The sequence below is a fragment of the Pseudonocardia xishanensis genome, assembly GCF_039541715.1.
Classification (GTDB): domain Bacteria; phylum Actinomycetota; class Actinomycetes; order Mycobacteriales; family Pseudonocardiaceae; genus Pseudonocardia; species Pseudonocardia xishanensis.
The window spans coordinates 1-20,581 of the sequence record NZ_BAABGT010000117.1; the positions used below are offsets into that span (position 1 = coordinate 1).

A 20,581-nucleotide genomic window follows, 5' to 3' on the forward strand; every position below is an offset into this window, starting at 1 on the left:
GCACGACGAACCAGGCCGCGAAGCCCGCCCCGCCGAACGCGCCCGCGGCCTTGCCGGTCCTGCCGGCCTCCTGCTTGAGCTCGGCCTTCGCCAGCGCGAGCTCCTGGCGCATGAGGATCGAGAGGTCGCGGGTGACGTTGCCGACCAGGTCGCCGACCGACTCGGACTCGGTCGTGACCCTGTTCCCCGTCGTGGTGGCCGCGGCGTGCCGGGCCTCGTCGACGGGACGATGGCGCGGGGCGGTCATCGCGGGTCGCCGGGGTGCTGCGGTCCGCGGCGCTCCAGCTCGTCCACGTACTCGCCCACGGTGGTCGCACCGGGGCGCGGGGCGTGGGTCGGGACCCGGGGCTCGATCCACTCCGTGCCGGGCTCGACCGGCGCGGAGCCGTACGGCGTCGCGGTCGGCTCGGTGTACGGCACCGGGGTGACCGGCGGCTGCACGGGGGCGGCCTGCACCGGCGGGTACGGGTGGGGCGTGGGGGTGGCATCGGCGGGACCGCCGGGACCGGGGCCGGGGGCGCCGGTGTCGCGGTTCGCGTCGATCGCGCCACGGGTGAGCCGTCCGACCAGCAGGCCCGCCGCGGCCGCGCCGAGCAGCAAGGCACCGGGGCGGCGGCGGGCGAACCCGCGGAACTCGTCGACCAGGTCGCCGGGCTCGCGCTCGATGAGCCAGTGCGAGGCGCCCTCGAGTCGCTCGGCCGCCTGCGCCGCGAGGTCGGAGGCGACCCCGGAACGCTCGCCCGCGCCCGCCATCCCGCGCAGCTCGGAGGCGAGGGCCCGGAGGCTCTCGCCCGCCTTCCGCTGTCCGGTGCGGGCCTGCTCGGTGGCCTGGTCGCGGGCCTGCGCGAACAGGTCCTTCGCCTGGCGGCGGGCCTCGTGACCCACCTCGGCGGCCTGGTCGACGGCGGTACCGGCGACCTGCCTGCCCGCGTCCGCGGCCGAGCGGCCGACGGTGCCCGCCTCGTCCTGCGCGACCCGGGGGAGGGAGGGCTCGGTGGGGAGGACCGGCCGGGACCCACCCGTGGGCTGGGTCATCGGCGGCGCTCCGTGGAGGGTGTCGGAATGGTTGTCATGCACAGTGAAGCGATACCCGTGTCCGCGGTGCCGAACCATTTCGCGACTTCTCCCCGGAATTGCGTCCGAATGGCCGAAGATCGCGAGAAAATGTGTCGAGAAAGGTGCGGGCGACAGGTGTGAGCCCCGGCCGGTCGGTGAACCCCAGGTCAGCGGGCCGGCGTCATCCCGGATGGCGGCGGTGGCTGCGCTCTTCGATCTCGACCGAGTACGCGACGGGATGGTTCTGCCCGCGTTCGGTGAAATAGTCGTTGATGGCCTGGGCCACCACGTCGTGCTCGTGCCCGGACAATGACAGCTCCCCGCGTAGCGCGGCCTCGAGCTCGGCCTGCGACAGCGTGCCGCCGAGTGTCAGGGAGGCGATCCACAGCTGCGCGAGGTCGAGCTCGCTCAACGCGAAGCCGGCCCGCAGCGAGATGCCCGGGGGAGTGGGACCGGACTCGGTGGGGGGATCCGACTCGTCGCTCACGCCGGGACATAGCCCGTCCGGCGGCATCGAAACCCGAAGGCGACCGACGACACGGCCGCGGGCGGGACGGGCGGGCTCAGCGCGGGCCCCCGTCCTCGTCGAGCTCGGCGGTGACGACCTCGATGAGCGAGGGGCCGTCCGAGGCCAGCGCGGCCTTGAGCGCCACCACGAAGTCGGCCCCCGCGGCGACCGAGCGGGCAGGCACCCCGTAGCCCCGGGCGAGCGCGGTGAAGTCGATGCCCGGCACGTCCATGCCCGGCGTCTCCCCGGTGCCGAGCAGCGCGCCGAACCGGCGCAGCGCGCCGTAGGTGCCGTTCTTCAGCACGATGACCACGACCGGGACGCGGTGGCGCGCCGCGGTCCACAGCGCGGCGATGCCGTAGTTCGCCGAGCCGTCCCCGATCAGCCCGATGACCTGACGGTCGGGGCGGCCGAGCTGGGCGCCGACCGCGGCCGGCAGCCCGAAGCCGAGCCCGCCCGAGGCGGGCAACAGGTAGCTGGTGGGTTCGCGCAGGTCCATCTGCGCCCAGAAGGACGCCGCGGTCGAGGTGGACTCGACGACGTAGAGCGCATCGTCCGGGGCGTGCTCGCGGAGCAGGGCGAACAGCTCGTCCGGGTGCACCGCGCCGGGCAGGGTCCGCGGCTCGGGGAAGGGCGGCAGCGGCGGCGGCTCCGGGCGGTCGGCGACCGCGATGGCGTGGGCGAGGTGGGCCAGGGTGGAGGCGACGTCGGCGACGACCGCGTCGCCGACGGGGGCCCGGGCCGCCTCCTTCGGGTCCTCGGTGATCTGGACGAGCCGGGTGCCCTCGGGCAGGAACCGGCCGGGGACGTACTCGTGGTAGCGGAACACCGGCGCCCCGACGACCAGCACCAGATCGTGACCCTCGACGGCCTCGGCGATCTCCCGGACGGCGGCGGGCAGCACCCCGCGGAAGGCGGGGTGTCGGGTGGGGAACGGCAGCCGCGAGGCGGACGGCGCGATCCACACCGGCGCCCGCAGCGCCTCGGCCAGCCGCACGGCGTCGTGGCCTGCCCCGGCCGCGTCGACCTGGGGGCCGAGTACCAGCAGCGGGGCGTGCGCCTCGTCGAGCAGGGCGACGAGCTCGTCTCGCTGTCCCTCGGTCAGTGCGCCGCCCGACGTCACCGTCCGGCCCGCGAGGTGCGCGGACTCCGGATCGGCCTCGGCGGCCCAGTCGTCGTAGGGCACCGAGACGTACACCGGGCCACGAGCGGGCAGCAGCGCGGTGTGGATCGCCTGGTCGATCGTGCGCGGCACGTCCGTGGCGCAGGCGGGCTCGGCGCTCCACTTGACCAGCGGCCGGGGCAGCGTCGCGGCGTCGACGTTGGCCAGCATGACCTCCTGGCCGATCGTCGAGCGGACCTGCTGGCCCGCGGTGAGCACCAGCGGGCTGTGCGAGTAGACGGCGTTGGTGAGCCCGCCCATCGCGTTGCCGGTGCCGGACGCGGCGTGCAGGTTGACGAGCGCGGGACCGCCGGTGGCCAACGCGTACCCGTCCGCCATCGACACCACCGCGCCCTCGTGCAGGCCCAGGACGTAGGTGAAGTCCTCCGGCAGGTGCGCCAGGAAGGGGAGCTCGTTCGAGCCGGGGTTGCCGAAGACGGTGGTCAACCCCCTGGCCCGCAGGATCCGGAACGTCGTCTCCGCGACCGTGGCCATGGTGCCCGCCCTCCCGTCACCGCCGTGGTGACGGGCCCACGGTACGAACCCGGGGCCCGACCCACCACCGCTCAGCCGTCGGCGAGGGTGTCCGCGGCCTCGGCGCCGCGCTCGCCCATCGGCTGCTCCGTGCCGCGGGTGGTGTCGCGGGCGGTCTGGCGCTCGCTCTCGGCGTTGATCTCGGCGCCGAGCAGGACGATGTAGCTGGTCAGGTACAGCCACAGCATCAGCACGATGACCCCGGCCAACGCGCCGTAGGTCTTGTTGTAGCTGCCGAAGTTGGTGACGTAGAAGCTGAACGCGACGCTGCCGAGCACCCACAGCACGGTGGCGACGATCGCGCCGGTGCCCGCCCAGCGGAACCGCGGCGCGTCCCGGTCCGGGGCGACCCGGTAGACCACGGCCAGCGCGACGACGACCAGCGCCACCAGCAGTGCCCACCGCACGACCTGCGCGACCACCAGGCCGATGCCGCCGAGCCCCAGGGCGTCGAACAGCACGGGGACGACGGCCACCAGCGCCACGGCGAGCAGCAGGAACACGACCGCGCCGAGGGTGAGGGCGAGCGCGGTGCCGCGCAGCTTCACGAAGCCGCGGGACTCCTTCTCGTCGTAGGCGAGGTTGGTCGCCTTGATCAGGTTCATCGTGCCGCCGGAGGCGCTCCACAGGGCGGCGAGCACGGAGACGACCAGGCCGACGCCCAGCGCGCGGTCGCTGCTCGAGGTCACCGCGGCGAGCTGGTCGGTGATGATCGGGCGGGCGGTCTCGGGCAGCGCCGCGGTGAGACCGGCCACCTGCGCCGCGACCTGGGCGGGGTCGGCGACCAGGCCGTACAGCGTCAGGGCGGCGATCATCGCCGGGAACAGGGCGAGGAACGCGGCGAACGCCACGCCCCCCGCCAGGATCGGGACGTTGTCGTCCCTGGCCTCGGCCCAGGCGCGCTTGACGACCTGCGACCAGCCCCTGGCGGGGATCGCGGTGGGGGTGCCTGCGTCCCGGCCGGGTGGCCGCTCGGCCTGGGACGGGGTCTCACGGAGGTCGGTCATCCCGTCGGATGCCCGCCCACGGGCCGGGGAACCCTGTCCGGGCCCCCGGATCCCGGTGGGCTCAGCGACGGACCGCCCGGACCACCAACACGGTGACCAGCGCGCCGATCACCGCCCCGACGGCGAACAGGGGGCGGCGGTCCTCCCCGGATCGCGCCCTCGCCACGACCCCGGCCGCGGTGTCCCGGACCGTGACGACGGCGTTCTGCGCGGCGTGCTTCGCCCGGTCCGCGGTGTCCTGCGCGGCGTGCTTGGCCCGCCCCGTCACGTCGGCCCGCTCGGCCAGCGCCGCGGCGGTCTCGCCGAGGGCCGCGCGCTCCTCGGCGATCGCGGTGCGGATCTCCTCCGGGGTGCGGTCGCTCATCGCTTCATCTCCGCCCGGACGGTGTCGACGTCCCGCTTCGTGCTCGCGATGGCCTCGTTGGGCATCGGCGGAGCGCCCGCGGTGATCTGCTTCCTGCCCGCCAGCGCCAGGACGGCGCCGACGACGACCAGCACGCCCCCGACGATCAGCGCCGCCGCCCACACCGGCAGCACCAGCGCGAGCGCGGCGATCGCGGCGGCGATGAACGCCAGCCCGCCGCCCAGCAGCACGATCGTGCCCGCCCCGGCGAGACCGGCGCCGACGCCGAGGGCCTTGCCCTTCGCCGTCATCTCCACCTTGGCCAGCTCGACCTCGTCCGTGACGAGGGTCCGCACCTGCTCGGTCAGCTGGCGCACGAGCTGGGCGGTGGAGGCCTCCCGGGCGGGGGGTCCCGATCCGTTCGTCATCGACATCGCGGGCCTCTCAGGAGTCGTCGTGCAGGGGGCCGTCGGCGTGCAGCGCCTCGCGGACGCGGTCGGCGCGCTCCTCGAGCTCCTCGTCGTCGAGGGGGTGCGGGGTCTTGGCGTGCTCGCGGTGGTCCGGGTGGGCGAGCTCGCCGGGGTCGAGGACGTCGTCGAGGTTCGGCTCGTGCTTCGGTTCGGTCATGGGCGGGGCGTACCCGACTTCCGGCCGTCCACTCCCCGTCCGGGGAGTCGGCGGCGCCAGGATGGGTATGCCCGCGGTGTGGCCCTCACCCGCCGAGTTCCGAAACGATCCGCCGCCCACCGTCCCGATCCCGTGGTCACCCTGCTCGACGAGCTGGCCGACCGCGGCATCAACTACGACGAGGCCGACGCCCCGCCGCACGCGACGGAGGGCTGGCACCAGGACCGGCAGACCGTCCACCTCGGCGACGAGCCGCCGGGGGAGCCCCTGGCCGGTGGGCTGATGGAGAAGGCGGGCGCGCTCGTCAACAGCTACGAGTTCAGCGACCCGCGGATCCTGCGGGCGGCCTACCGCGCCCCCGGCGACCTGCTCGGCCGGGACATGGTGCTGGAGGGGCGGTTCCTCGTCCTGCGGTTCCTGATGGGGGTGCGCATCACCCACCGGCACGACGAGCTCGGCGAGGGCGCGCACGGCCCGGAACGCCGGATCGGGTGGGCCTACCAGACCCTGCTGGGCCACATCGAGCAGGGACGGCTGACCTACGAGGTGGCGAAGGAGCTGGAGACCGGGCGCGTCGAGTTCCGGATCATCGCCCACTCGCGGCGGGCACCCATCGCGAACCCGATCCTGCACGCGGGGTTCCGGGTCTTCGCGCGGCGCACCCAGCTGCGCTTCTACTGCAACGCCCTGCACAAGCTGCAGCGGATCGTGCAGGACCCGCCCCCGCCGCCGCAGCCGGGCCCGGACGGCGTCGTCCACGCCCCGACCGGCGCTCCGGCCGGGCGGTTCGAGGCGTGGACCCTGCGGATCGTCGACGCGGGGGCGGGTGCGCCCACTCGTTAGACGGGTTCGGCCAGGCCGTCCAGGAGGTCTCGGGCGGCTTGGGTCGTGGAGTGCCGCGGGACCCAGCCCAGCAGGTCGTGGGCCCGGGCGCCGTCCGCGACGGGCTTGCCCATCATCATCGCGAACCAGCCGGGGGTCATCCTCGACAGTCTCGCGGCGTGCAGCAGCCGCACCAGCGCCCCGACCACCCGCGCGGGCAGCGGCACCGCCCGCGCCCCGACGACGGCGGCGATGCCCCGTACGTCGAGCGCGTCCGCCGTGACGTTGTAGGCCCCCGGGGCCCGCCGCTGCACGGCCCGCCAGGTCGCGTCGGCGATGTCGTCGGAGTGCACGAGCTGGACGAACAGCCCGCGGGGCAGCGGGACAAGCGGCACCGCGCCGCGGCGCAGCGCCCGCACGACCGGACCGGGCAGCCTCCCCAGGAACTCCGCGGTGATCGCCTGCGCCGCCTCGCGCTGCACGATCAGCCCGGCGCGCAGCCGGGTGACCACGGTGTCGGGGTGCGCGGCCTCGAACTCGTCGAGCAGGACCTCGGCCCGCACCTTCTGTGCGCTGTACTCGGAGCCGTCGATGCCCGGGCGGGCACCGTCCTCGGCCACCGGGACCCCGCCGGGGGACTCGGCGTAGACCGCGACCGACGACATGAACACGACGTGCGGGACGCCGGTGGCCGCCACGGCGTCGAGCACCGCCCGCGTGCCGTCGAGGTTGACCCGGGCCGAGCCCTCGGCGTCGTCCTCGGGCTGGATCAGCCACGCGAGGTGCACGACGGCGTCGGCGCCTGCGAAGGTCGCGCGCAGCCGCTCCGGTGCCTCCGGGGCGGCCAGGTCGACGGAGGTCCAGTCGGCGGAGTCGAAGGGCGGCACGGGATCCGGGAGATGGCGGCAGACCCCGACGACGTCGTGGGTCCCCGCCTCGGCGATGCGGCGCAGCAGGGCCACACCGACGTTGCCGGTCGCCCCGGTGACCACCACGCGGGGTCGGGTGGTCGGCATCAGCGGAGCTTCGGCAGGATCTGCTCGCCCCAGGCGCGGAAGAAGCCCTCGTGGTCCGCGCCGACCTGCTGGACGTCCACCTCGTCCACACCGGCGTCGAGGTAGCTGCGCACCCGCTCGAGGTGGGCCTCGGGATCGTCGCCGCCGCCGTTCTCCCGGAAGGTGCGGACGAGCTCGGCGTCCGGCTGGACGGTGCAGCAGCCGTCGCCGATCCGTCCGGCCAACGCGGTGGCCTGCGGGCCGAAGCCGGAGACGTGGATCGGGACGGGTCGCTCCGGAAGCGTGGAGATGCGCGCCTCCTGGACCTCGTAGAACTCGCCGTGGTGGCTGATCTGCTCGCCGCGGTGGAGCAGCCGGATCAGGTCCACCGCCTCCTCCAGCATCGCGAGCCGCTGCCCGACCGAGGGCCAGGCGTCGCCCAGCACGTGCTCGTTGAGCGCTTCGCCGCTGCCCACCCCGAGCACGAACCGAACGGATGGAAGTGGTCGGAGATCCAGAGCCGGTCGAACCCCGCGCGCTCCGCCGCCTTCGCCTGGGCGACGAGCTCGCGGGGTCCGTACTGCTCGCAGGACGGGAAGTACCCGATGTCGGCCATATCGGGGCGCTACCCGCGGGGCCGCGCCCGAACCCCCGGACGCGGTTGTTGTCACATGCCCGGGGGCCCACACGCTCAGGACAGGTGGTGCGGCTCCGGGAAGGACTTCGCGTCCGCCCCGACGGCGTCCTGGTCGCCGCCGGTGTCGCCCTGCGGCGAGCCGAGCGGGAGCAGCCGCACGATCACGGACTTCGACGCGGGCTGGTTGCTGCCCACCGCGGTCGAGTCGAGGGGGACCAGCGGGTTCGTCTCCGGGTAGTAGGCCGCCGCGGTGCCGCGCGGGGTGTCGTAGGCGACGATCCGGAAGTCGCGGGCGCAGCGGACGTGCTCGTCGTCCTCCCAGCGGGTCACGATGTCGACGTGGTCGCCGTCGTCGTAGCCGAGGGCGGCGATGTCCTCGCGGTGCACGAACACGACCCGGCGGCCGCCCTCGACGCCCCGGTAGCGGTCCGACAGACCGTAGATCGTGGTGTTGAACTGGTCGTGGCTGCGGAGGGTCTGCAGCAGCAGGTGACCCTCGGGGACGTGCAGCACCTCGATGGGGGAGACCACCATCTCGGCGCGCCCGGACTCGGTCTCGAAGGTCCGCGAGTCCCGCGGCGCGTGCGGCAGCACGAAGCCACCCGGGCGCCGGGCGTTGACCTCGTAGCTCTCGCAGCCCGGCACGACCCGGGAGATGTGGTCGCGGATGCGTCGGTAGTCCGCGCGCATGGCGGCCCAGTCGATGCCGTGTCGGCCGCCGAGGGTGGCCTCCGCGATCGACGTGATGATCGAGACCTCGGAGCGCAGGTGCGGGCTCGCGGGCGGCAGCGGGCCGCGGGAGGCGTGCACCGAGCACGTGGAGTCCTCGACGGTGATGAACTGCGGCCCGGACTCCTGCACGTCGGACTCGGTGCGCCCGAGCGTCGGCAGGATGAGCCGGGTCTCGCCCCCGATGAGGTGCGAGCGGTTCAGCTTCGTCGAGATGTGCACGGTCAGCCGGGTCCTGCGCATCGCCTCGGTGGTGATGTCGGTGTCCGGCGCGGCCTGCAGGAAGTTCCCGCCGAGCCCCACGAACACCTTGACCTTGCCGTCCCGCATCGCCCGGATGCTGTCGACCGTGTCGAGGCCGTTCTCCCGCGGCGGGTCGAAGCCGAACTCCTTCTGCAGCGAGTCGAGGAAGCTCTGCGGCGCGCGCTCCCAGATGCCCATGGTGCGGTCGCCCTGGACGTTCGAGTGGCCGCGGACCGGGAAGAGCCCGGCACCCGGCCTGCCGATGTTGCCCTGGGCGAGCGCGACGTTGACGACCTCCTTGATCGTCGCGACGCCGTTGCGGTGCTGGGTCAGCCCCATCGCCCAGCAGAACACCGTCGCCGCGGAGTCCCGCAGCATCGCCGCGGCCTCGGTGATCAGCGCGCGGGACAGCCCGGTGGACTCCTCGACCGTCGCCCAGTCGATCTTCTCGACGTGCGTGCGCCAGGCCTCGAAGCCGGTCGTGTACCGCTCCAGGAAGGCGTGGTCGAGCGCGTCCCACTCGACGAGCAGCGACCCGATGGCCTGGAACAGCGCCAGGTCGCCGTTGATCTTGATCGGCAGGTGCAGGTCGGAGAGGTCGGTCCCGTGCCCGATCACGCCCTTCGGCGTCTGCGGGTTCTTGAACCGGGTCAGCCCGGCCTCGCGCAGCGGGTTGATCGTGAGGATCCTCGCGCCCGCCTTCTTGGCGTGCTCGAGCTGGGTGAGCATCCGGGGATGGTTCGTCCCCGGGTTCTGCCCGGCGATCACGATCAGCTTCGCGCCCAGGAGGTCCGGCAGCGTGACGCTGGCCTTCCCGATCCCGATCGACTCCTGCAGTGCGATGGACGTCGACTCGTGGCACATGTTCGAGCAGTCCGGCAGGTTGTTCGTGCCGAACGCGCGGGCGAAGAGCTGGTAGGCGAACGCGACCTCGTTCGACGCGCGGCCCGACGTGTAGAACGTGGCCTCGTCCGGGGAGTCCAGGCCCCGCAGCTCGGTGGCGATGGTGCGGAAGGCGTCGTCCCAGTCGATCGGCTCGTAGTGGGAGGAGCCGGGGCGCAGCACCATCGGATGGGTGATCCGGCCCTGTTGGCCCAGCCAGTACTCGGAGTGCCCGTCGAGCTCGGCGACGCTGTGCCGGGCGAAGAAGTCGGGGCCCGCCCGGTCCTTCGTCGCCTCCTCGGCCACGGCCTTGGCGCCGTTCTCGCAGAACTCCGCGACCGAGCGGTGCCCCGGATCGGGGTCCGGCCAGGCGCAGCTCATGCAGTCGAAGCCCTCGGCCTTGTTGAGCTGGAGCAACGTGCGGGCGGTGCGCTCGGGGCCCATCCGCTCGAGGGCACGCTTCATCGAGACCGCGACGGCCGTGGTGCCCGCCGCGTGGTCCTCCTGCGGGCGGACCTCGAGATCGGCCTCGGAGAAGTCCGTGCGCTGCCGCTTGTTCATGCGGTGCGGGTGCCCGGAAGGGCCGGGATCAATCCTCCAGTCGCCGGGTGTGCACGGACAGCCCGCCCCTGCGTCGCCCGTCGGAGAGGTCGACGGCCCGCAGGCAGGCGTGGGTCCACATCACCAGCTGGATCTCCTTGGCCAGCAGCAGCCGGTTGTAGAGCACGTGGGAGAACCGGTCGCCGGGGCGGGCCCAGGACTCGATGACGAACAGCATGTCGTCGCCGTCGGTCTCGGCGCGGAACTCGATCTGGCCCGCCTCGAGGTGTCCGCGCAGGGTCGCCAGCCGGAAGCCCCGCGGGCCGGTGGCGATCACCCGCACCGGTCCGTTCCACGGGCCGGGCAGCCGGATCAGGAACTCGTCACCCAGGCTCATCGAGCCCCCGTCGCCGCGGGTGCGGCGGAACACCGCCATGCCCGACGGGGCCCAGCGGTTCGGGTCCACGGCCAGCCGCGTCATCAGCTCCTCGGGGGAGCAGCCACCCGCGATGCGCACGGAGTAGCGGCGGTGCAGCAGCGGGCCGTAGCCGTCCGCGGCCTCCTGGACCCGGTCGTCGAGCTGGTCCGGCGGGGTGGGGTCGGGCAGGTCGGAGGGGTCGCCCGCCTCCTCGTGGCGGTAGACGGCGGTGGTCCGCCAGAGGTACTGCCAGGACACCACCGCGATGCCGACCGGCCAGCGGACGACCGCGGTGACGTCACGGTTCTCGCTCGACGGGAGGGGCGGGAGAAGGTGCACGGGCATGGATACCCGCCGGACCGGGAACCTACCGGGGTGACCATCGGAACTCTCCTCCACCGCGTCGGCCTGCGCGCGATCCACCTGCAGGCCACCTCCATGGGGTGCATCGGGCTCTGCATGACGCTCTGGGTGCGGGCGAAGACGGTGAGCCAGGAGGAACGGGGCAACGCCGAGCGGCGGGCGCTGTTCGTCGGGCTGTGGCCGTCGTCGATCTGGCTGATCGGCGAGTCGGTGCGGCAGGCCGAGAAGCGCCGCCGGTTCGGGTGAGCCGGTTCGGTCGGGCGGCTGCGGGGTACCGCCCCGCCATGACGTTCCTCTCCGGACTCGCCCGCGGCACCGCCGCGGGTGCCGCGGGCACCACCGCGCTCAACCTGGTCAGCGGGGCCGACGCCGCGATCCGCGCGCGGCGGTCCAGCGCCGTCCCGCAGCGGCTGGTCGGCGAGCTGGCCGACCGCGCGCACGTCCGGATCCCCGGCAACCCGATCGCCCGCTCCCGCAGGCTCGACGCGCTGGGCCCGCTGGCGGGCTCGCTCACCGGGCTCGCCGTCGGGGCGGTCGCGGGCGGGCTGCGCGCGGCCGGGGTCCGGCTGCCCGGCGTGGTCGGCGGTCCGTTGCTCGGCGCGGCAGCGATGCTCGCGACGGACGGCCCCGCGGCCTTCGCGGGGATCACCGACCCGCGCACCTGGTCCACCCGGGACTGGGTCGCGGACGCCGTGCCGCACCTCGCCTACGGGATCACCACCCACCAGACCCTCGCCGCGCTCGACCGCGGTGAGGGCGCGCCGCCCCCGCCCGCGTCCGTGCTGGCGCGCGCGGTGGCGCTCGGCGCCGCGACCGGGGACCGCAGCACCGTCGGGATGACCGCGCTGGCCCTGCGCACGCCGCGGTCGCAGGGCGGCCCGCCGTCCTCCGCGGCCGCGTCGGTCGCGGCGGTGACGGCGAGCGCGGGCGAGGTGGTCGTGGACAAGCTCCCCGTCGTGCCGAGCCGGACCGGGGCCCCCGGGCTGGCGCCCCGGCTGGGCCTGGGCGCCCTGGTGGGGGCCACGGTGGCGCGCCGCGCGGACGCCGACCCGACGCTGCCCGCTCTAGTCGGGGTGCTGGCCGCCCTCGGATCCGCGCTGGTCGGGGTGCGGTGGCGTTCCTGGGCCGCGGAGCGCGCGGGCTCCGACCTGCCCGGCGCCCTCGCCGAGGACGCCGTCGCCCTGGGTCTGGCCTGGTGGGGCTCCCGGCCGACGCGCCCGTAGGCTCCGGCGGCCGGAATCGGTCAGCGACGAGGAGATCCTGTGGTGGCGGAGCGGCGGAGTGTCGGGGTCGAGGAGGAGTTCCTGCTCGTCGACCCGGGCGACGGGGCGGCGCGGGCGATCGCGGCCACGGTCCTGCGACTGGACGGGGCGTCCGCGCGCACGGAACCGCAGGACGGGTCCGGGCTGGAGGCGGAGCTGCACGCCGAGCAGCTCGAGACCGGGACCGAGCCCTGCGTGGACCTCGACGAGCTCGCCGCCGAGCTCGGCCGCACGCGCGCGCACGCGGCCGAGGCCGCGGACGCGGTGGGCGCGGCCGTGGCGGCCCTCGGCACCTACCCGCTCGCCATCGACGCGACCGCCTTCCCGAAGGACCGGAACCTGCGCGTGCTGGAGCGGTTCGCCCTCACCGGCCGGGAACAGCTGACCTGCGGCTGCCACGTCCACGTCGGGGTGGCGGACGACGAGGAGGCCGTCGCGGCGCTGGACCGGATCCGGCCGTGGCTGCCCCCGCTGCTCGCGTTGTCGGTGAACTCGCCGTTCTGGGCGGGGGAGGACTCGGGCTACGCGAGCTTCCGCAGCCAGGTGTGGTCGCGCTGGCCCTCGGCGGGCCCGTACGGGCTCTTCGGTTCCGCCGCGGGGTACCGCAGGGTGACCGCGGCGATGCTCGCCACCGAGACCCTGGTGGACGACGGCATGCTCTACTTCGACGCCCGCGTCTCGCAGCGCCACCCGACCCTGGAGTTCCGGATCGCGGACGTCTGCCACGACCGTGCGGACGCGGTGCTCGTCGCGGCACTGGCCCGCGGGCTGGTGGACACCGCGGTGCGCGAGTGGCGGGCGGGTCGGGGGCCGGACCCGGTGCGGGTCGAGGAGCTGCGGCTGCACACCTGGCGGGCCGCGCGCTCCGGGTCGTCGGGCGAGCTGGTCGACCCGACCACCGGTCGTCCGGCGCCCGCCGCGGCGGTGGTGGAGCGGCTCGTCGAGCACGTGGGGGCGGCGCTGGAGGAGTCCGGCGACCTGGCCCGGGTGCGGGAGCTGCTGGGGGCGGTGTCCGCCCGGGGGACCGGGGCGGACCGCCAGCGGTCGGTGTTCGCGGAGACGGGGGACCTCCGCGCGGTGATCAAGGACGCGACCGTCGGACGGTGAGCGGGGCCGGTCGACGCACCGGCCCCGCACCTGGTTAGAACCAGACTTTCCGGCCCCCGACGGGACGGCCGACCCGGCCGAGCACGAGGAGCACGAGACCGACGATGAGCAGGATCCCACCGATGTAGTACAGCAGCGAGATGCCTGCCAGGTAGCCGATCAGCAGCAGGATCAGACCAAGGATGATCATGGAGAGCGAAGTCCTTCCGTTGGGTGGTGAGCGGACCGTAGGAGCTGCGGGGCCGGGGCGCTCGCTGGAGCGGGGAGATCGTCCGTCCCGACGCCGCCGAATGCCGCCGACCGTCTCAGCGGGGCGGCGTCCGGAGCAGCGTGAAGCCCCCGCCGGCGGACCGGAGGGACTTCCCGCGGAGCGGGTCAGCGGAGCTGCGCGGCGTCCTTCGCGACGACCTCGGCGCGCTCGCGGACGGCGTTCAGCACGCCGGCGCGGTTGCGGTGGCGCTGCTCGTAGGCCTCGACCGCACGCAGGTCGGAGGGTTCGGTGAGCCTGCGGACCGCGGTGGTGGCGTCGGCCACCGAGAGGCCGTCGTAGTCGCGGACGGGCAGCTCGGTGGAGCTGAGCGAGCCGGTCTCACGGCGCACGGTGCGCGTCGCGGTCGCGGTGTCGGTCGCGCCCTCGCTGCGGGAGACGGCCTCGGCGCGGCGGGTGGCCGCGTCGAACCCGGAGGTGACGCCGGTGGCGACCACGTCGCGGCTCTCGGAGGCGACCCGGCCGAGCCGGTCGCCGGTGCGGCCGACGCGCTGCTGCACGCCACGACCCGCGCGGGAGACCTCGTGGGCCACCCGGTTGACGCCGTCGACGGTGAGCTTGACCGGCAGCTGCGCGGCCTTGGTGACGCCGGCCGCGACGGTCTGCAGCGGGGTGGGCTTGAGCGCGGTCGGACCGCCCACGGCCTCCTCGGCGAGCACGGTCTCGAGCCACTCGATGGTCTCGGTGTGCGCGGCGACCAGGCGCTCGGCCAGGCGGTGCACCGAGGTCGGGCCGGAGCGGGTCAGCGCGAGCAGGTAGCGGGCGCGGTCGGCCATCTGGTGCTCCAGGGCCAGGTCGCCGAGGAGGGCCTCGTCGATCGGCTGCGCCTGCTCGGCCTTGCTCTTGGCCAGCGTGATCGCCCAGCCGACGACCGGCGCGACGACGTCCGGCACGGCGTCGAGGTCGCGCAGCGCCTGTGCGATGGCCTCGGAACGGGTCTCGGCCTTGCGGGCGTTGCCCTCCAGCTCGGCGCGCACGGTGGCGGTGCGGGCCTGGGCGGTGCGGGTGCGGGCCAGCGCGATCTCGCTGCGGGTCAGGTGCTCCAGGGCGCGGAGCTGGGCGACGGCGGCGGTGGTGGTGCTCATACAGGGGTCCTCCCGGACGAAGACGTGATCGGCGTCGGGACCTCGGTCTCGGGTCTCCCGACCGCCACTGTCCGGAGGGTGCCCGGTGACGACGCGGCTACACGCCGGTGTGAGCGCACGCACCTCTCACCCCAGCAGGCTGCTCTCCCCACGCTCCCAGCTGCCCAGCAGGTGGTCGGCGAGGCGTTCCCCCAGGTGGAGGCTCGCCCGGATGCCGAACACGACGTCCGCGGCCAGCTCCGGCTCGGCGGCCAGCAGCGGGGCGAGCACCCCGCGCCGGACGACCTGCTCGTGCACCGCGTCGGCCTCGATGTGCTCGTCGTAGAACCGGATCGCCGCCTCGCCGCAGCCCATCCGCCGCATGCCGCGGACCAGCCGCTCCGAGCCCGGGGAGGAGGTCAGCTCGACCATCGCGAACTGCCCGACCGACGCCCCGCGCAGCTCGCGGTGCAGCCCGCACAGCGACATCAGGTTCACCTCGGCCAGGGTCTGCCCGGGAACCCGGTCGAGGTGGGCGCCGTAGGTGTCGTCGAGGTCCAGCTCGCGCATCATCTCGGCGAACAGGGTCGCGTGCATGTGCTCGGGGCGGCCGCCGCCGTACTCGTCGTGCTCGACGGTGACCAGCCCGGCCTTGGCCGCCCCGCTCAGCCGCGGGATCACCCAGGCCTGCGGGTCCGCCTCCTTGAGGTGGTAGATCGAGCGGTGCGTGACGTACTCGCGCAGCTGCCACAGCTCACCGGCCCGCTTGAGGTGGTGGGAGACCCCGCGGACCTGCGGGCCGACCGGCTCGACGAGCAGGGCCGCGACCTCGGCGTCGACGTCGTCGCCCGCGGGGACGTCGGCCCGCAGCCCGGCGAGGAAGGTGCGCTCGAGCTCGCGGCGCAGCGTGAGCAGCGCCGGGTCCCACTCCAGGTCGGGAGCGACGCCGTCGAAGCCGCGGTAGTGCAGCTCGTAGCAGCAGTGCAGGGCGAGGTGGAGGTCGTCGCCGTAGGGATCGGCGGGCTCGACGGTCCGGACCGGGCCGCCGCGCAACGCGTCGACGACGGCCTCGGACAGCGGGCCGCGCGGGGCGGGCAGGGCGGGGGCGCGGGTGGCGGTCATCATCGGTCGTCCTCCTCTGCGGGTTCGCGGACCCTGGTGCGGTGGCTGGTGTCGCAGATCGGCCACCGCCTGCTCCGCCTGCACAGGCACAGGGCGGTGACGGGCCGGTCGGAGCGGACCCGGCCGCCGTCGGGCAGCTCGATCTCGACGGGGCCGCTCACCAGGGCGGGGCCCTCGTCGGTCAGGACCACGTGGGTCGGGTCGGACAGGCGGTGGTCAGACACGGCGGGCCTCCACGACGACGAGCTCCTCCAGCCGATCGCCGGGCTCGATGAGACCGCGGCGCTCCAGCAGGGTGGCACGCGACCGCATGACGGGGCCGAACGGGATGTGTGCCCGCTCCACGACCTCCGCGGCCAGCCCCGCCGCGGCGAACCGGTCGACGGTCTCCTCCGGCCCGCACACCGCGGAGTGCACGAGCAGGACCCGGCCGTCCGGGGTGAGGTGGTCGGCGGCGTCCGCGCAGATCCGGTCGAGCACGGCGCGGCCGTCCGGCCCGGCGTCCCAGCAGCGGCCCGCGGTGTGGCGGGGGAGCACGCTGGTCTCGGACGGGACGTACGGCGGGTTGGCCACGATGAGCCCGAACCGCCTGCCCCGGACCGGGCCGAACAGGTCGCCGCGGTGGATCCGCACCTCGGCGCCGTGCAGCCGGCAGTTCAGCCGGGTGGCCAGCACCGAGCGGCGGGACAGGTCCACGCCGGTGACCGAGGCCGCCCCGGCCCGCCACGCGGCGAGCGTCAGGGCGCCGGAGCCGGTGCCGAGGTCGAGCACGGCGCGGTCGGCGGCGCGCCTGCCGACCTGGTCGGCGAGGACGGCGGTGTCGGACTGGGCCCGGTACACCCCGGGCGGGCAGAAGAGGATCACGTCTGAGCTCCGGTGGTCAGGTGGTCATGGGTGGGGTCGAACTCGACGGCGCCCGCCGCGGCGAGCTCCTGCAGCCAGCCGGTCATCGGCCAGGTGCCCCAGCGCCGGTGGAACAGCCGCGCGTTGGCGACGATCTCCGCGACCCGGGCGGGATCGTGGCGGGTGGGCGGATGGTGCTGGTGGAAGGCGTGCGCGCCGCCGACCCAGGCCATGGCGAGCCCGCGGTCGCGGGCGGTCAGGGCGAAGTCGGTGTCCTCCGCGCCGTAGCCGCGGTACTCCTCGCAGAACCCGCCCGAGCGGTGCCAGGCCTCGCCGGTGACCGCGAAGGACAGCGACCAGAACAGCTCCCGGCGGTCCTCGGGCACGAGCGCGCCGTCGGGCGGGTCGGGTCGGGCCGGGTGCGGGTCCGGGACCAGGTCGGTGGAGCCCGGCGGCAGGTACGTGACGGGTCCACAGAGGAGCGTCGGGCCGCAGCGCGCGGCGGCGTCGGCGTACCGCTCGACCAGGGTCGGGCCGGGGATGCAGTCGACGTCGAGGAAGACCAGCAGCTCCGCGCCCTCGGCCAGGGCGATGTCGGCGCCGGCGTTGCGGGCCCTGGCCAGCGGCAGGGCGCCGTCGGCCTGCAGCGTCACGGTGGAGCCCGGCTGCGGCCCCATCCCGACGACGACGTGGGTCACCGCGGTCCCCCGGGCGAGGGCCTGCTGCTGCCGGGCGAGGTGCTCCTCGCGTCCGGCCACGATGGTCACGACGGCGGTCCTCATCGGCTCGCCCCGCCGTGTCCCGCGAGTGCGGGCGACCCGTGGCCCGGGCCGACGAGCAGGTCGGGCTCGGGCTGGGCGAGGGCGTCCAGCTCGGCGGCCGCGCGCCGGGCGCCGTCGCCTGCGGACCAGCCCGCCCAGCCCGCGCCGCCGAGCCGCTCGGCGCGCGCCAGCAGGGCGGGCCACTCCGCGCCCTCCGGCCAGGTCGGGGCGACGGCCGCGAGCCCGGCCCGGTCCAGCACCTGCGCGGTGGCGCGCTGCTCGTGGTGCGGGCGGTCCTGCGGCACCACCACGGCGGGCCTGCGCGCGGCGGCGACCTCGGCGAGCGCGTTCTGCCCGGCGTGGGTGACGACGACCGCGGCCCGCTCCAGGGCGGGCCAGACGTCCTCCACCCAGCCGAGGCGGTGCAGGTTCGGCGGGTCCGCGGGGTCGGGCGCTGAGCCCGCGAGCTCCCAGACCCGGTCCGGGGTGGCGGCCGCGGCGGCGCGGACCCGGGCGTCGGTCACGTCCAGCCCACCCCCACCCCACAGCACCAGGACCCGGCGCGGATCGGGCTCGGCCGGGGTGCGGCCGTCGAACCGGGACAGCGCGCCGAGCTGCACGGTCTTGGCGAGCCAGTGCGCGGGCCAGCCGACCCGCTCGTCCGGCCAGGGCGCGAGCAGCCGGGCGGCGAGGTCGTAGGCGAGCCGGTGCGGGCGGTCGGTGCGGTCGCCGGGCTGGGCCAGGATCGCGACCGGCACGCCGTGCAGCCGGGCGAGCAGACAGACCTCGACGGACACGTCGGCGACGAGGAGCCGCACGTCGTCGCGGGCGAGCACGGCGCCGATCGCGGCCGTCCGGTCGCGCAGGCCGGTGTCGTGCAGCGGGGCCCAGTGCAGGGTCCCGCCCGCGGTGGCGTCGACGGGCTCGGTGCCCGCGTCGTCGCGCGGGAGCACGACCCACTCGCCGGGCCAGCCCGCGGGCATCGGTCTGCTGGACAGGCCGATCACCGGGGTGTCCAGCGCGCGGGCGATCGCCGCGGCGCGGTGGACGTGGCCGCTGCCCTGGTGGTGGACGTAGTAGGCGATCACGCGCACATCCGCTCGTAGAGGGCCTCGTAGCCGTCCGTCATCGCCTCGATCGAGCAGTGCGTCTCGGCGCGGCGGCGGGCGGCGGCGCGGTCGAGGGCGGCGGCACGCGGGATGGCGTCGGCGAGCGCGGCGATGTCGCCCGGCGCGACGAGCACCCCGCACTCCGGGGTGAGGATCTCCGGCAGTGCGCCGCGGGCGAAGCCGGCGACGGGGGTCCCGCAGGCCAGGGCCTCGGCGACGACCAGCCCGTACGGCTCGTCCCAGCAGGGCGAGACGACGGCGACCGAGGCGGTGCCGAGCACGGCCGCGAGGCAGCGGTGGTCGAGGTGGCCCTCGTAGGTGACGTCGCCGCCGAGCAGCGGGGCGACCTCGTCGGCGAAGAAGCGGCGGTCCGGGGTCGGCCCGACCAGGCGCAGGCCGGTGCCCGCCACCCGCGCCGCGCGGATGGCCTCGACCGGGCCCTTCTCGCGCACGATCCGTCCGGACCAGACGGGCCTGCCGCCGCCCGGTCCCGCGGTCCAGGCCGTGACGTCGACGCCGTTGGGCACCACGGTCGCATCCGCCCCGAGCGGTCGCCACTGATCGGCCGTGAACCCGCTGACCGCCGCGAACCGCAGTCGGGAGGGGTCGCCGGTGCGCACCGCGGACTCGAGCCACGGGGTCGGCGGGGTGTGCAGGGTGGTCAGCACCGGCGCGGGCAGGCTGGGTGCCATCGCCAGCGGCAGATAGTGCAGCGAGTTGTTGTGCACCAGGTCGAAGCCCTGGTCACGACCCCCGTTCCGGCTCAGGTCCAGCAACAGCGTCAGGTACGCGTGGTGCTCGGCGAGGAACCAGTCCGCGGGCATGCCGACGTCGCTGCGGGCCGCCGCGGAGATCGGCGGCAGCGCGGGCATCGGCCGGACGCCGAGCGACTCGTCCGAACCGGGCGCGCCGAACACGACCACGTCGTGGCCGCGCCCGCGCAGGCGGTGGGCCAGCTGGAACGTGTGGGCCTCGAGACCGCCGGGAAACGGCTCGCGGATCGGGTAGCGCGCGGACGCCACGAGGGCGATGCGGCGGGATCTCGGCCGGTTCGCGGTCCTGGTTGTGGTGTCCCCCGTCACGGTCGCACGGAGAGGTCGTGCCTGGTCATGGATGCGGGTCTCCTTCGGCGGTGGGGCAGACCGAGGAGACGCGGGGTGTCGGGTCGGCTGCCGGGCGGGTGATCGACCGAGCTGCTGCTGAACCCGACGCGCCAATCATCTTCCGTGCTACCCGGTCTCCGCGACTCGAATCCTGCACGCCGAGGATGCGGAGGGCGTCGCCGTGGCGGGTGAGCCCTGCCGCGAGCCATTCCGGGTGGTCGGCGTACCACCGCAGGTGCGCGGCGCGCAGCGTCCGGTGGGAGACGGGCTCGCCGTGCACCTCCCAGTCCGGGCGGGGCTCCGCGTCGAGCCCCCACGCGGCGACGACGGCGGCGTCGAGCGGGGCCCGGATCCCGCCCAGCAGCTCCCGGCCGGGATCGGCGGCGTCGGCCGGGGCGCCGACCGCGGCCTGCAGCCTCCGGGCCAGCGCGACCAGCACCGGGTTGCCGGGGTGGTTGAGGGTGTGCGCGGCCACGGCGCCGAGCCCGGTGAGCAGATCGGAGACGCCGACGTCCGCGTCCCGGGCCTCGCGCCGGGCGAGCTCGGCGATCCCGCGCTCACCCACCTCGCGCAGCGCCGCGGGCCCGGGCTCGTGGTCGACGGCCAGCCCCGCGGCCTCCGCCAGGACCCGCAGGTCGTGGTACGGCACCACGGGCGGGACGACGGCCGGGTCCCGCGGGTGCCGCACGATCGCCGACCAGGGGTGCAGCGCCGGGTGCCGGATCACCGGCCACCGCACGACCCGCGCCCGCGGCGCCCGCGTGGCCAGCTCGCCGGTGCCCAGCGGCAGTCCCCGGTAGTCGTCCCGGACGGGCTGGGAGAACAGGAACGCCGTCCGCGTCAGCAGGGTGTCCAGGTGGGGGAGATCACTGCGTTCCAGCTCGTGGACGGGCGGGATCCGCACCGGACGGGCGGGGAACGTCGCCGATCCGCCCAGCAGCACGCGCAGCGACTCGGCCTGGCAGTTGCCGTGGACCAGGGCGAGCGGGCCGGGCGGCAGGGGCAGGAGTCCGTAGAACTCCCCGAAGTGGAGCCTGCGGGCGCGGTCGGGCGTGTCGGGCATGACGCCATCGTGC

General features: G+C 75.2%; 26 protein-coding genes. 4 read left to right on the top strand and 22 right to left on the bottom strand.

Translation table 11 applies throughout. From position 1 onward, the window contains the following. The 8 genes from ABD993_RS33240 to ABD993_RS33275 form a co-directional block, all read right to left on the bottom strand. A partial coding sequence (locus ABD993_RS33240; protein ID WP_345427078.1) for a phage holin family protein occupies positions 1-247 on the bottom strand: 247 nt, incomplete at its 3' end. After that, the gene (locus ABD993_RS33245; RefSeq protein ID WP_345427080.1) at positions 244-1,035 is read right to left on the bottom strand and encodes a hypothetical protein; all 792 of its coding nucleotides are present in this window, start codon (positions 1,033-1,035) and stop codon (positions 244-246) included. The genes ABD993_RS33245 and ABD993_RS33240, both read right to left, overlap by 4 nt. A gap of 202 nt (positions 1,036-1,237) precedes the next feature. Beyond that, positions 1,238-1,543, bottom strand: coding sequence for a hypothetical protein (locus tag ABD993_RS33250; protein ID WP_345427082.1), 306 nt, complete (start codon positions 1,541-1,543; stop codon positions 1,238-1,240). A 76-nt stretch (positions 1,544-1,619) separates the two neighbouring features. Beyond that, positions 1,620-3,221, bottom strand: coding sequence for a benzoylformate decarboxylase (gene mdlC, locus ABD993_RS33255; RefSeq protein ID WP_345427084.1), 1,602 nt, complete (start codon positions 3,219-3,221; stop codon positions 1,620-1,622). A 71-nt stretch (positions 3,222-3,292) separates the two neighbouring features. After that, positions 3,293-4,267 carry a YihY/virulence factor BrkB family protein gene (locus ABD993_RS33260; RefSeq protein ID WP_345427086.1) on the bottom strand — a complete coding sequence of 325 codons (975 nt, stop codon included), beginning with the start codon at positions 4,265-4,267 and terminating at the stop codon, positions 3,293-3,295. 61 nt (positions 4,268-4,328) lie between these two features. Further along, on the bottom strand, positions 4,329-4,631 hold the full coding sequence (locus tag ABD993_RS33265) for a DUF3618 domain-containing protein (protein WP_345427088.1): 303 nt from the start codon (positions 4,629-4,631) through the stop codon (positions 4,329-4,331). Continuing rightward, positions 4,628-5,038, bottom strand: a complete 411-nt coding sequence (locus ABD993_RS33270) for a phage holin family protein (RefSeq protein WP_345427090.1) — start codon at positions 5,036-5,038, stop codon at positions 4,628-4,630. The genes ABD993_RS33265 and ABD993_RS33270 overlap by 4 nt, the downstream gene beginning before the upstream one ends. Before the next feature lie 16 nt (positions 5,039-5,054). Next, positions 5,055-5,237, bottom strand: coding sequence for a hypothetical protein (locus tag ABD993_RS33275; protein ID WP_345427092.1), 183 nt, complete (start codon positions 5,235-5,237; stop codon positions 5,055-5,057). A gap of 132 nt (positions 5,238-5,369) precedes the next feature. On the opposite strand from ABD993_RS33275, the gene ABD993_RS33280 reads away from it, so the two are divergent. Then, the gene (locus ABD993_RS33280; RefSeq protein WP_345427094.1) at positions 5,370-6,080 is read left to right on the top strand and encodes a DUF1990 family protein; all 711 of its coding nucleotides are present in this window, start codon (positions 5,370-5,372) and stop codon (positions 6,078-6,080) included. Here the strand turns inward: ABD993_RS33280 and ABD993_RS33285 are convergent. The 5 genes from ABD993_RS33285 to ABD993_RS33305 all read right to left on the bottom strand — a co-directional run bounded on the left by ABD993_RS33285 (position 6,077) and on the right by ABD993_RS33305 (position 10,848). Then, positions 6,077-7,075 (bottom strand): NAD-dependent epimerase/dehydratase family protein, encoded by a 999-nt coding sequence (locus tag ABD993_RS33285; protein ID WP_345427096.1) that lies wholly within the window; start codon positions 7,073-7,075, stop codon positions 6,077-6,079. The genes ABD993_RS33280 and ABD993_RS33285 overlap by 4 nt on opposite strands. Continuing rightward, positions 7,075-7,530, bottom strand: coding sequence for an LLM class flavin-dependent oxidoreductase (locus ABD993_RS33290; RefSeq protein WP_345427098.1), 456 nt, complete (start codon positions 7,528-7,530; stop codon positions 7,075-7,077). The genes ABD993_RS33285 and ABD993_RS33290 overlap by 1 nt, the downstream gene beginning before the upstream one ends. Continuing rightward, the gene (locus ABD993_RS33295) at positions 7,434-7,670 is read right to left on the bottom strand and encodes an LLM class flavin-dependent oxidoreductase (RefSeq protein WP_345427100.1); all 237 of its coding nucleotides are present in this window, start codon (positions 7,668-7,670) and stop codon (positions 7,434-7,436) included. Before ABD993_RS33295 ends, ABD993_RS33290 begins: the two co-directional genes overlap by 97 nt. Positions 7,671-7,745: 75 nt before the next feature. Further along, positions 7,746-10,106: an FdhF/YdeP family oxidoreductase gene (locus ABD993_RS33300; RefSeq protein ID WP_345427102.1), complete on the bottom strand. Its 2,361-nt coding sequence runs from the start codon at positions 10,104-10,106 to the stop codon at positions 7,746-7,748. A 28-nt stretch (positions 10,107-10,134) separates the two neighbouring features. Then, entirely contained in the window at positions 10,135-10,848 is a 714-nt protein-coding gene (locus tag ABD993_RS33305; protein WP_345427104.1) for a DUF1990 family protein, read from the bottom strand. Between the two features lie 30 nt (positions 10,849-10,878). Here ABD993_RS33305 and ABD993_RS33310 point away from each other — a divergent pair, with 30 nt between their 5' ends. The 3 genes from ABD993_RS33310 to ABD993_RS33320 are packed head-to-tail and all read left to right on the top strand — an operon-like array spanning position 10,879 to position 13,235. Further along, positions 10,879-11,112 (top strand): hypothetical protein, encoded by a 234-nt coding sequence (locus ABD993_RS33310; protein ID WP_345427106.1) that lies wholly within the window; start codon positions 10,879-10,881, stop codon positions 11,110-11,112. Between the two features lie 38 nt (positions 11,113-11,150). After that, a complete protein-coding gene (locus tag ABD993_RS33315; RefSeq protein WP_345427108.1) occupies positions 11,151-12,089 on the top strand; it encodes a hypothetical protein in 939 nt (312 codons plus the stop codon). A gap of 42 nt (positions 12,090-12,131) precedes the next feature. After that, entirely contained in the window at positions 12,132-13,235 is a 1,104-nt protein-coding gene (locus ABD993_RS33320; protein ID WP_345427110.1) for a carboxylate-amine ligase, read from the top strand. Positions 13,236-13,269: 34 nt separating this feature from the next. On the opposite strand, the gene ABD993_RS33325 is transcribed toward ABD993_RS33320, so the two are convergent. The 9 genes from ABD993_RS33325 to ABD993_RS33365 form a co-directional block, all read right to left on the bottom strand. Beyond that, positions 13,270-13,425: a hypothetical protein gene (locus ABD993_RS33325; RefSeq protein WP_345427112.1), complete on the bottom strand. Its 156-nt coding sequence runs from the start codon at positions 13,423-13,425 to the stop codon at positions 13,270-13,272. Between the two features lie 185 nt (positions 13,426-13,610). Next, complete coding sequence (locus tag ABD993_RS33330) at positions 13,611-14,588, bottom strand: ferritin-like domain-containing protein (protein ID WP_345427114.1); 978 nt, start codon at positions 14,586-14,588, stop codon at positions 13,611-13,613. A gap of 126 nt (positions 14,589-14,714) precedes the next feature. Continuing rightward, a complete protein-coding gene (locus ABD993_RS33335; protein WP_345427115.1) occupies positions 14,715-15,692 on the bottom strand; it encodes an iron-containing redox enzyme family protein in 978 nt (325 codons plus the stop codon). Continuing rightward, positions 15,689-15,913 (bottom strand): CDGSH iron-sulfur domain-containing protein, encoded by a 225-nt coding sequence (locus ABD993_RS33340; protein WP_345427117.1) that lies wholly within the window; start codon positions 15,911-15,913, stop codon positions 15,689-15,691. The genes ABD993_RS33335 and ABD993_RS33340 overlap by 4 nt, the downstream gene beginning before the upstream one ends. Then, on the bottom strand, positions 15,906-16,553 hold the full coding sequence (locus ABD993_RS33345) for a HemK2/MTQ2 family protein methyltransferase (protein WP_345427119.1): 648 nt from the start codon (positions 16,551-16,553) through the stop codon (positions 15,906-15,908). The genes ABD993_RS33340 and ABD993_RS33345 overlap by 8 nt, the downstream gene beginning before the upstream one ends. After that, positions 16,550-17,299 carry a glycosyltransferase family 2 protein gene (locus tag ABD993_RS33350; protein WP_345427121.1) on the bottom strand — a complete coding sequence of 250 codons (750 nt, stop codon included), beginning with the start codon at positions 17,297-17,299 and terminating at the stop codon, positions 16,550-16,552. Before ABD993_RS33350 ends, ABD993_RS33345 begins: the two co-directional genes overlap by 4 nt. 11 nt (positions 17,300-17,310) lie before the next feature. Then, complete coding sequence (locus tag ABD993_RS33355; RefSeq protein ID WP_345427123.1) at positions 17,311-18,381, bottom strand: glycosyltransferase; 1,071 nt, start codon at positions 18,379-18,381, stop codon at positions 17,311-17,313. Next, a complete protein-coding gene (locus tag ABD993_RS33360) occupies positions 18,378-19,424 on the bottom strand; it encodes a glycosyltransferase (RefSeq protein WP_345427125.1) in 1,047 nt (348 codons plus the stop codon). The genes ABD993_RS33355 and ABD993_RS33360 overlap by 4 nt, the downstream gene beginning before the upstream one ends. Before the next feature lie 85 nt (positions 19,425-19,509). Further along, positions 19,510-20,568: a WcbI family polysaccharide biosynthesis putative acetyltransferase gene (locus tag ABD993_RS33365; protein ID WP_345427127.1), complete on the bottom strand. Its 1,059-nt coding sequence runs from the start codon at positions 20,566-20,568 to the stop codon at positions 19,510-19,512. Positions 20,569-20,581: the final 13 nt, after the last annotated feature.

Excerpts from the sequence above, each read along its gene's own strand:
- ABD993_RS33245 (WP_345427080.1), bottom strand. The coding sequence starts at position 1,035 with ATGACCCAGCCCACGGGTGGGTCCCGGCCGGTCCTCCCCACCGAGCCC.
- mdlC (WP_345427084.1), bottom strand. The coding sequence starts at position 3,221 with ATGGCCACGGTCGCGGAGACGACGTTCCGGATCCTGCGGGCCAGGGGG.
- ABD993_RS33260 (WP_345427086.1), bottom strand. The coding sequence starts at position 4,267 with ATGACCGACCTCCGTGAGACCCCGTCCCAGGCCGAGCGGCCACCCGGC.
- ABD993_RS33265 (WP_345427088.1), bottom strand. The coding sequence starts at position 4,631 with ATGAGCGACCGCACCCCGGAGGAGATCCGCACCGCGATCGCCGAGGAG.
- ABD993_RS33270 (WP_345427090.1), bottom strand. The coding sequence starts at position 5,038 with ATGACGAACGGATCGGGACCCCCCGCCCGGGAGGCCTCCACCGCCCAG.
- ABD993_RS33275 (WP_345427092.1), bottom strand. The coding sequence starts at position 5,237 with ATGACCGAACCGAAGCACGAGCCGAACCTCGACGACGTCCTCGACCCC.
- ABD993_RS33285 (WP_345427096.1), bottom strand. The coding sequence starts at position 7,075 with ATGCCGACCACCCGACCCCGCGTGGTGGTCACCGGGGCGACCGGCAAC.
- ABD993_RS33295 (WP_345427100.1), bottom strand. The coding sequence starts at position 7,670 with ATGGCCGACATCGGGTACTTCCCGTCCTGCGAGCAGTACGGACCCCGC.
- ABD993_RS33300 (WP_345427102.1), bottom strand. The coding sequence starts at position 10,106 with ATGAACAAGCGGCAGCGCACGGACTTCTCCGAGGCCGATCTCGAGGTC.
- ABD993_RS33305 (WP_345427104.1), bottom strand. The coding sequence starts at position 10,848 with ATGCCCGTGCACCTTCTCCCGCCCCTCCCGTCGAGCGAGAACCGTGAC.
- ABD993_RS33315 (WP_345427108.1), top strand. The coding sequence starts at position 11,151 with ATGACGTTCCTCTCCGGACTCGCCCGCGGCACCGCCGCGGGTGCCGCG.
- ABD993_RS33325 (WP_345427112.1), bottom strand. The coding sequence starts at position 13,425 with ATGATCATCCTTGGTCTGATCCTGCTGCTGATCGGCTACCTGGCAGGC.
- ABD993_RS33330 (WP_345427114.1), bottom strand. The coding sequence starts at position 14,588 with ATGAGCACCACCACCGCCGCCGTCGCCCAGCTCCGCGCCCTGGAGCAC.
- ABD993_RS33335 (WP_345427115.1), bottom strand. The coding sequence starts at position 15,692 with ATGATGACCGCCACCCGCGCCCCCGCCCTGCCCGCCCCGCGCGGCCCG.
- ABD993_RS33365 (WP_345427127.1), bottom strand. The coding sequence starts at position 20,568 with ATGCCCGACACGCCCGACCGCGCCCGCAGGCTCCACTTCGGGGAGTTC.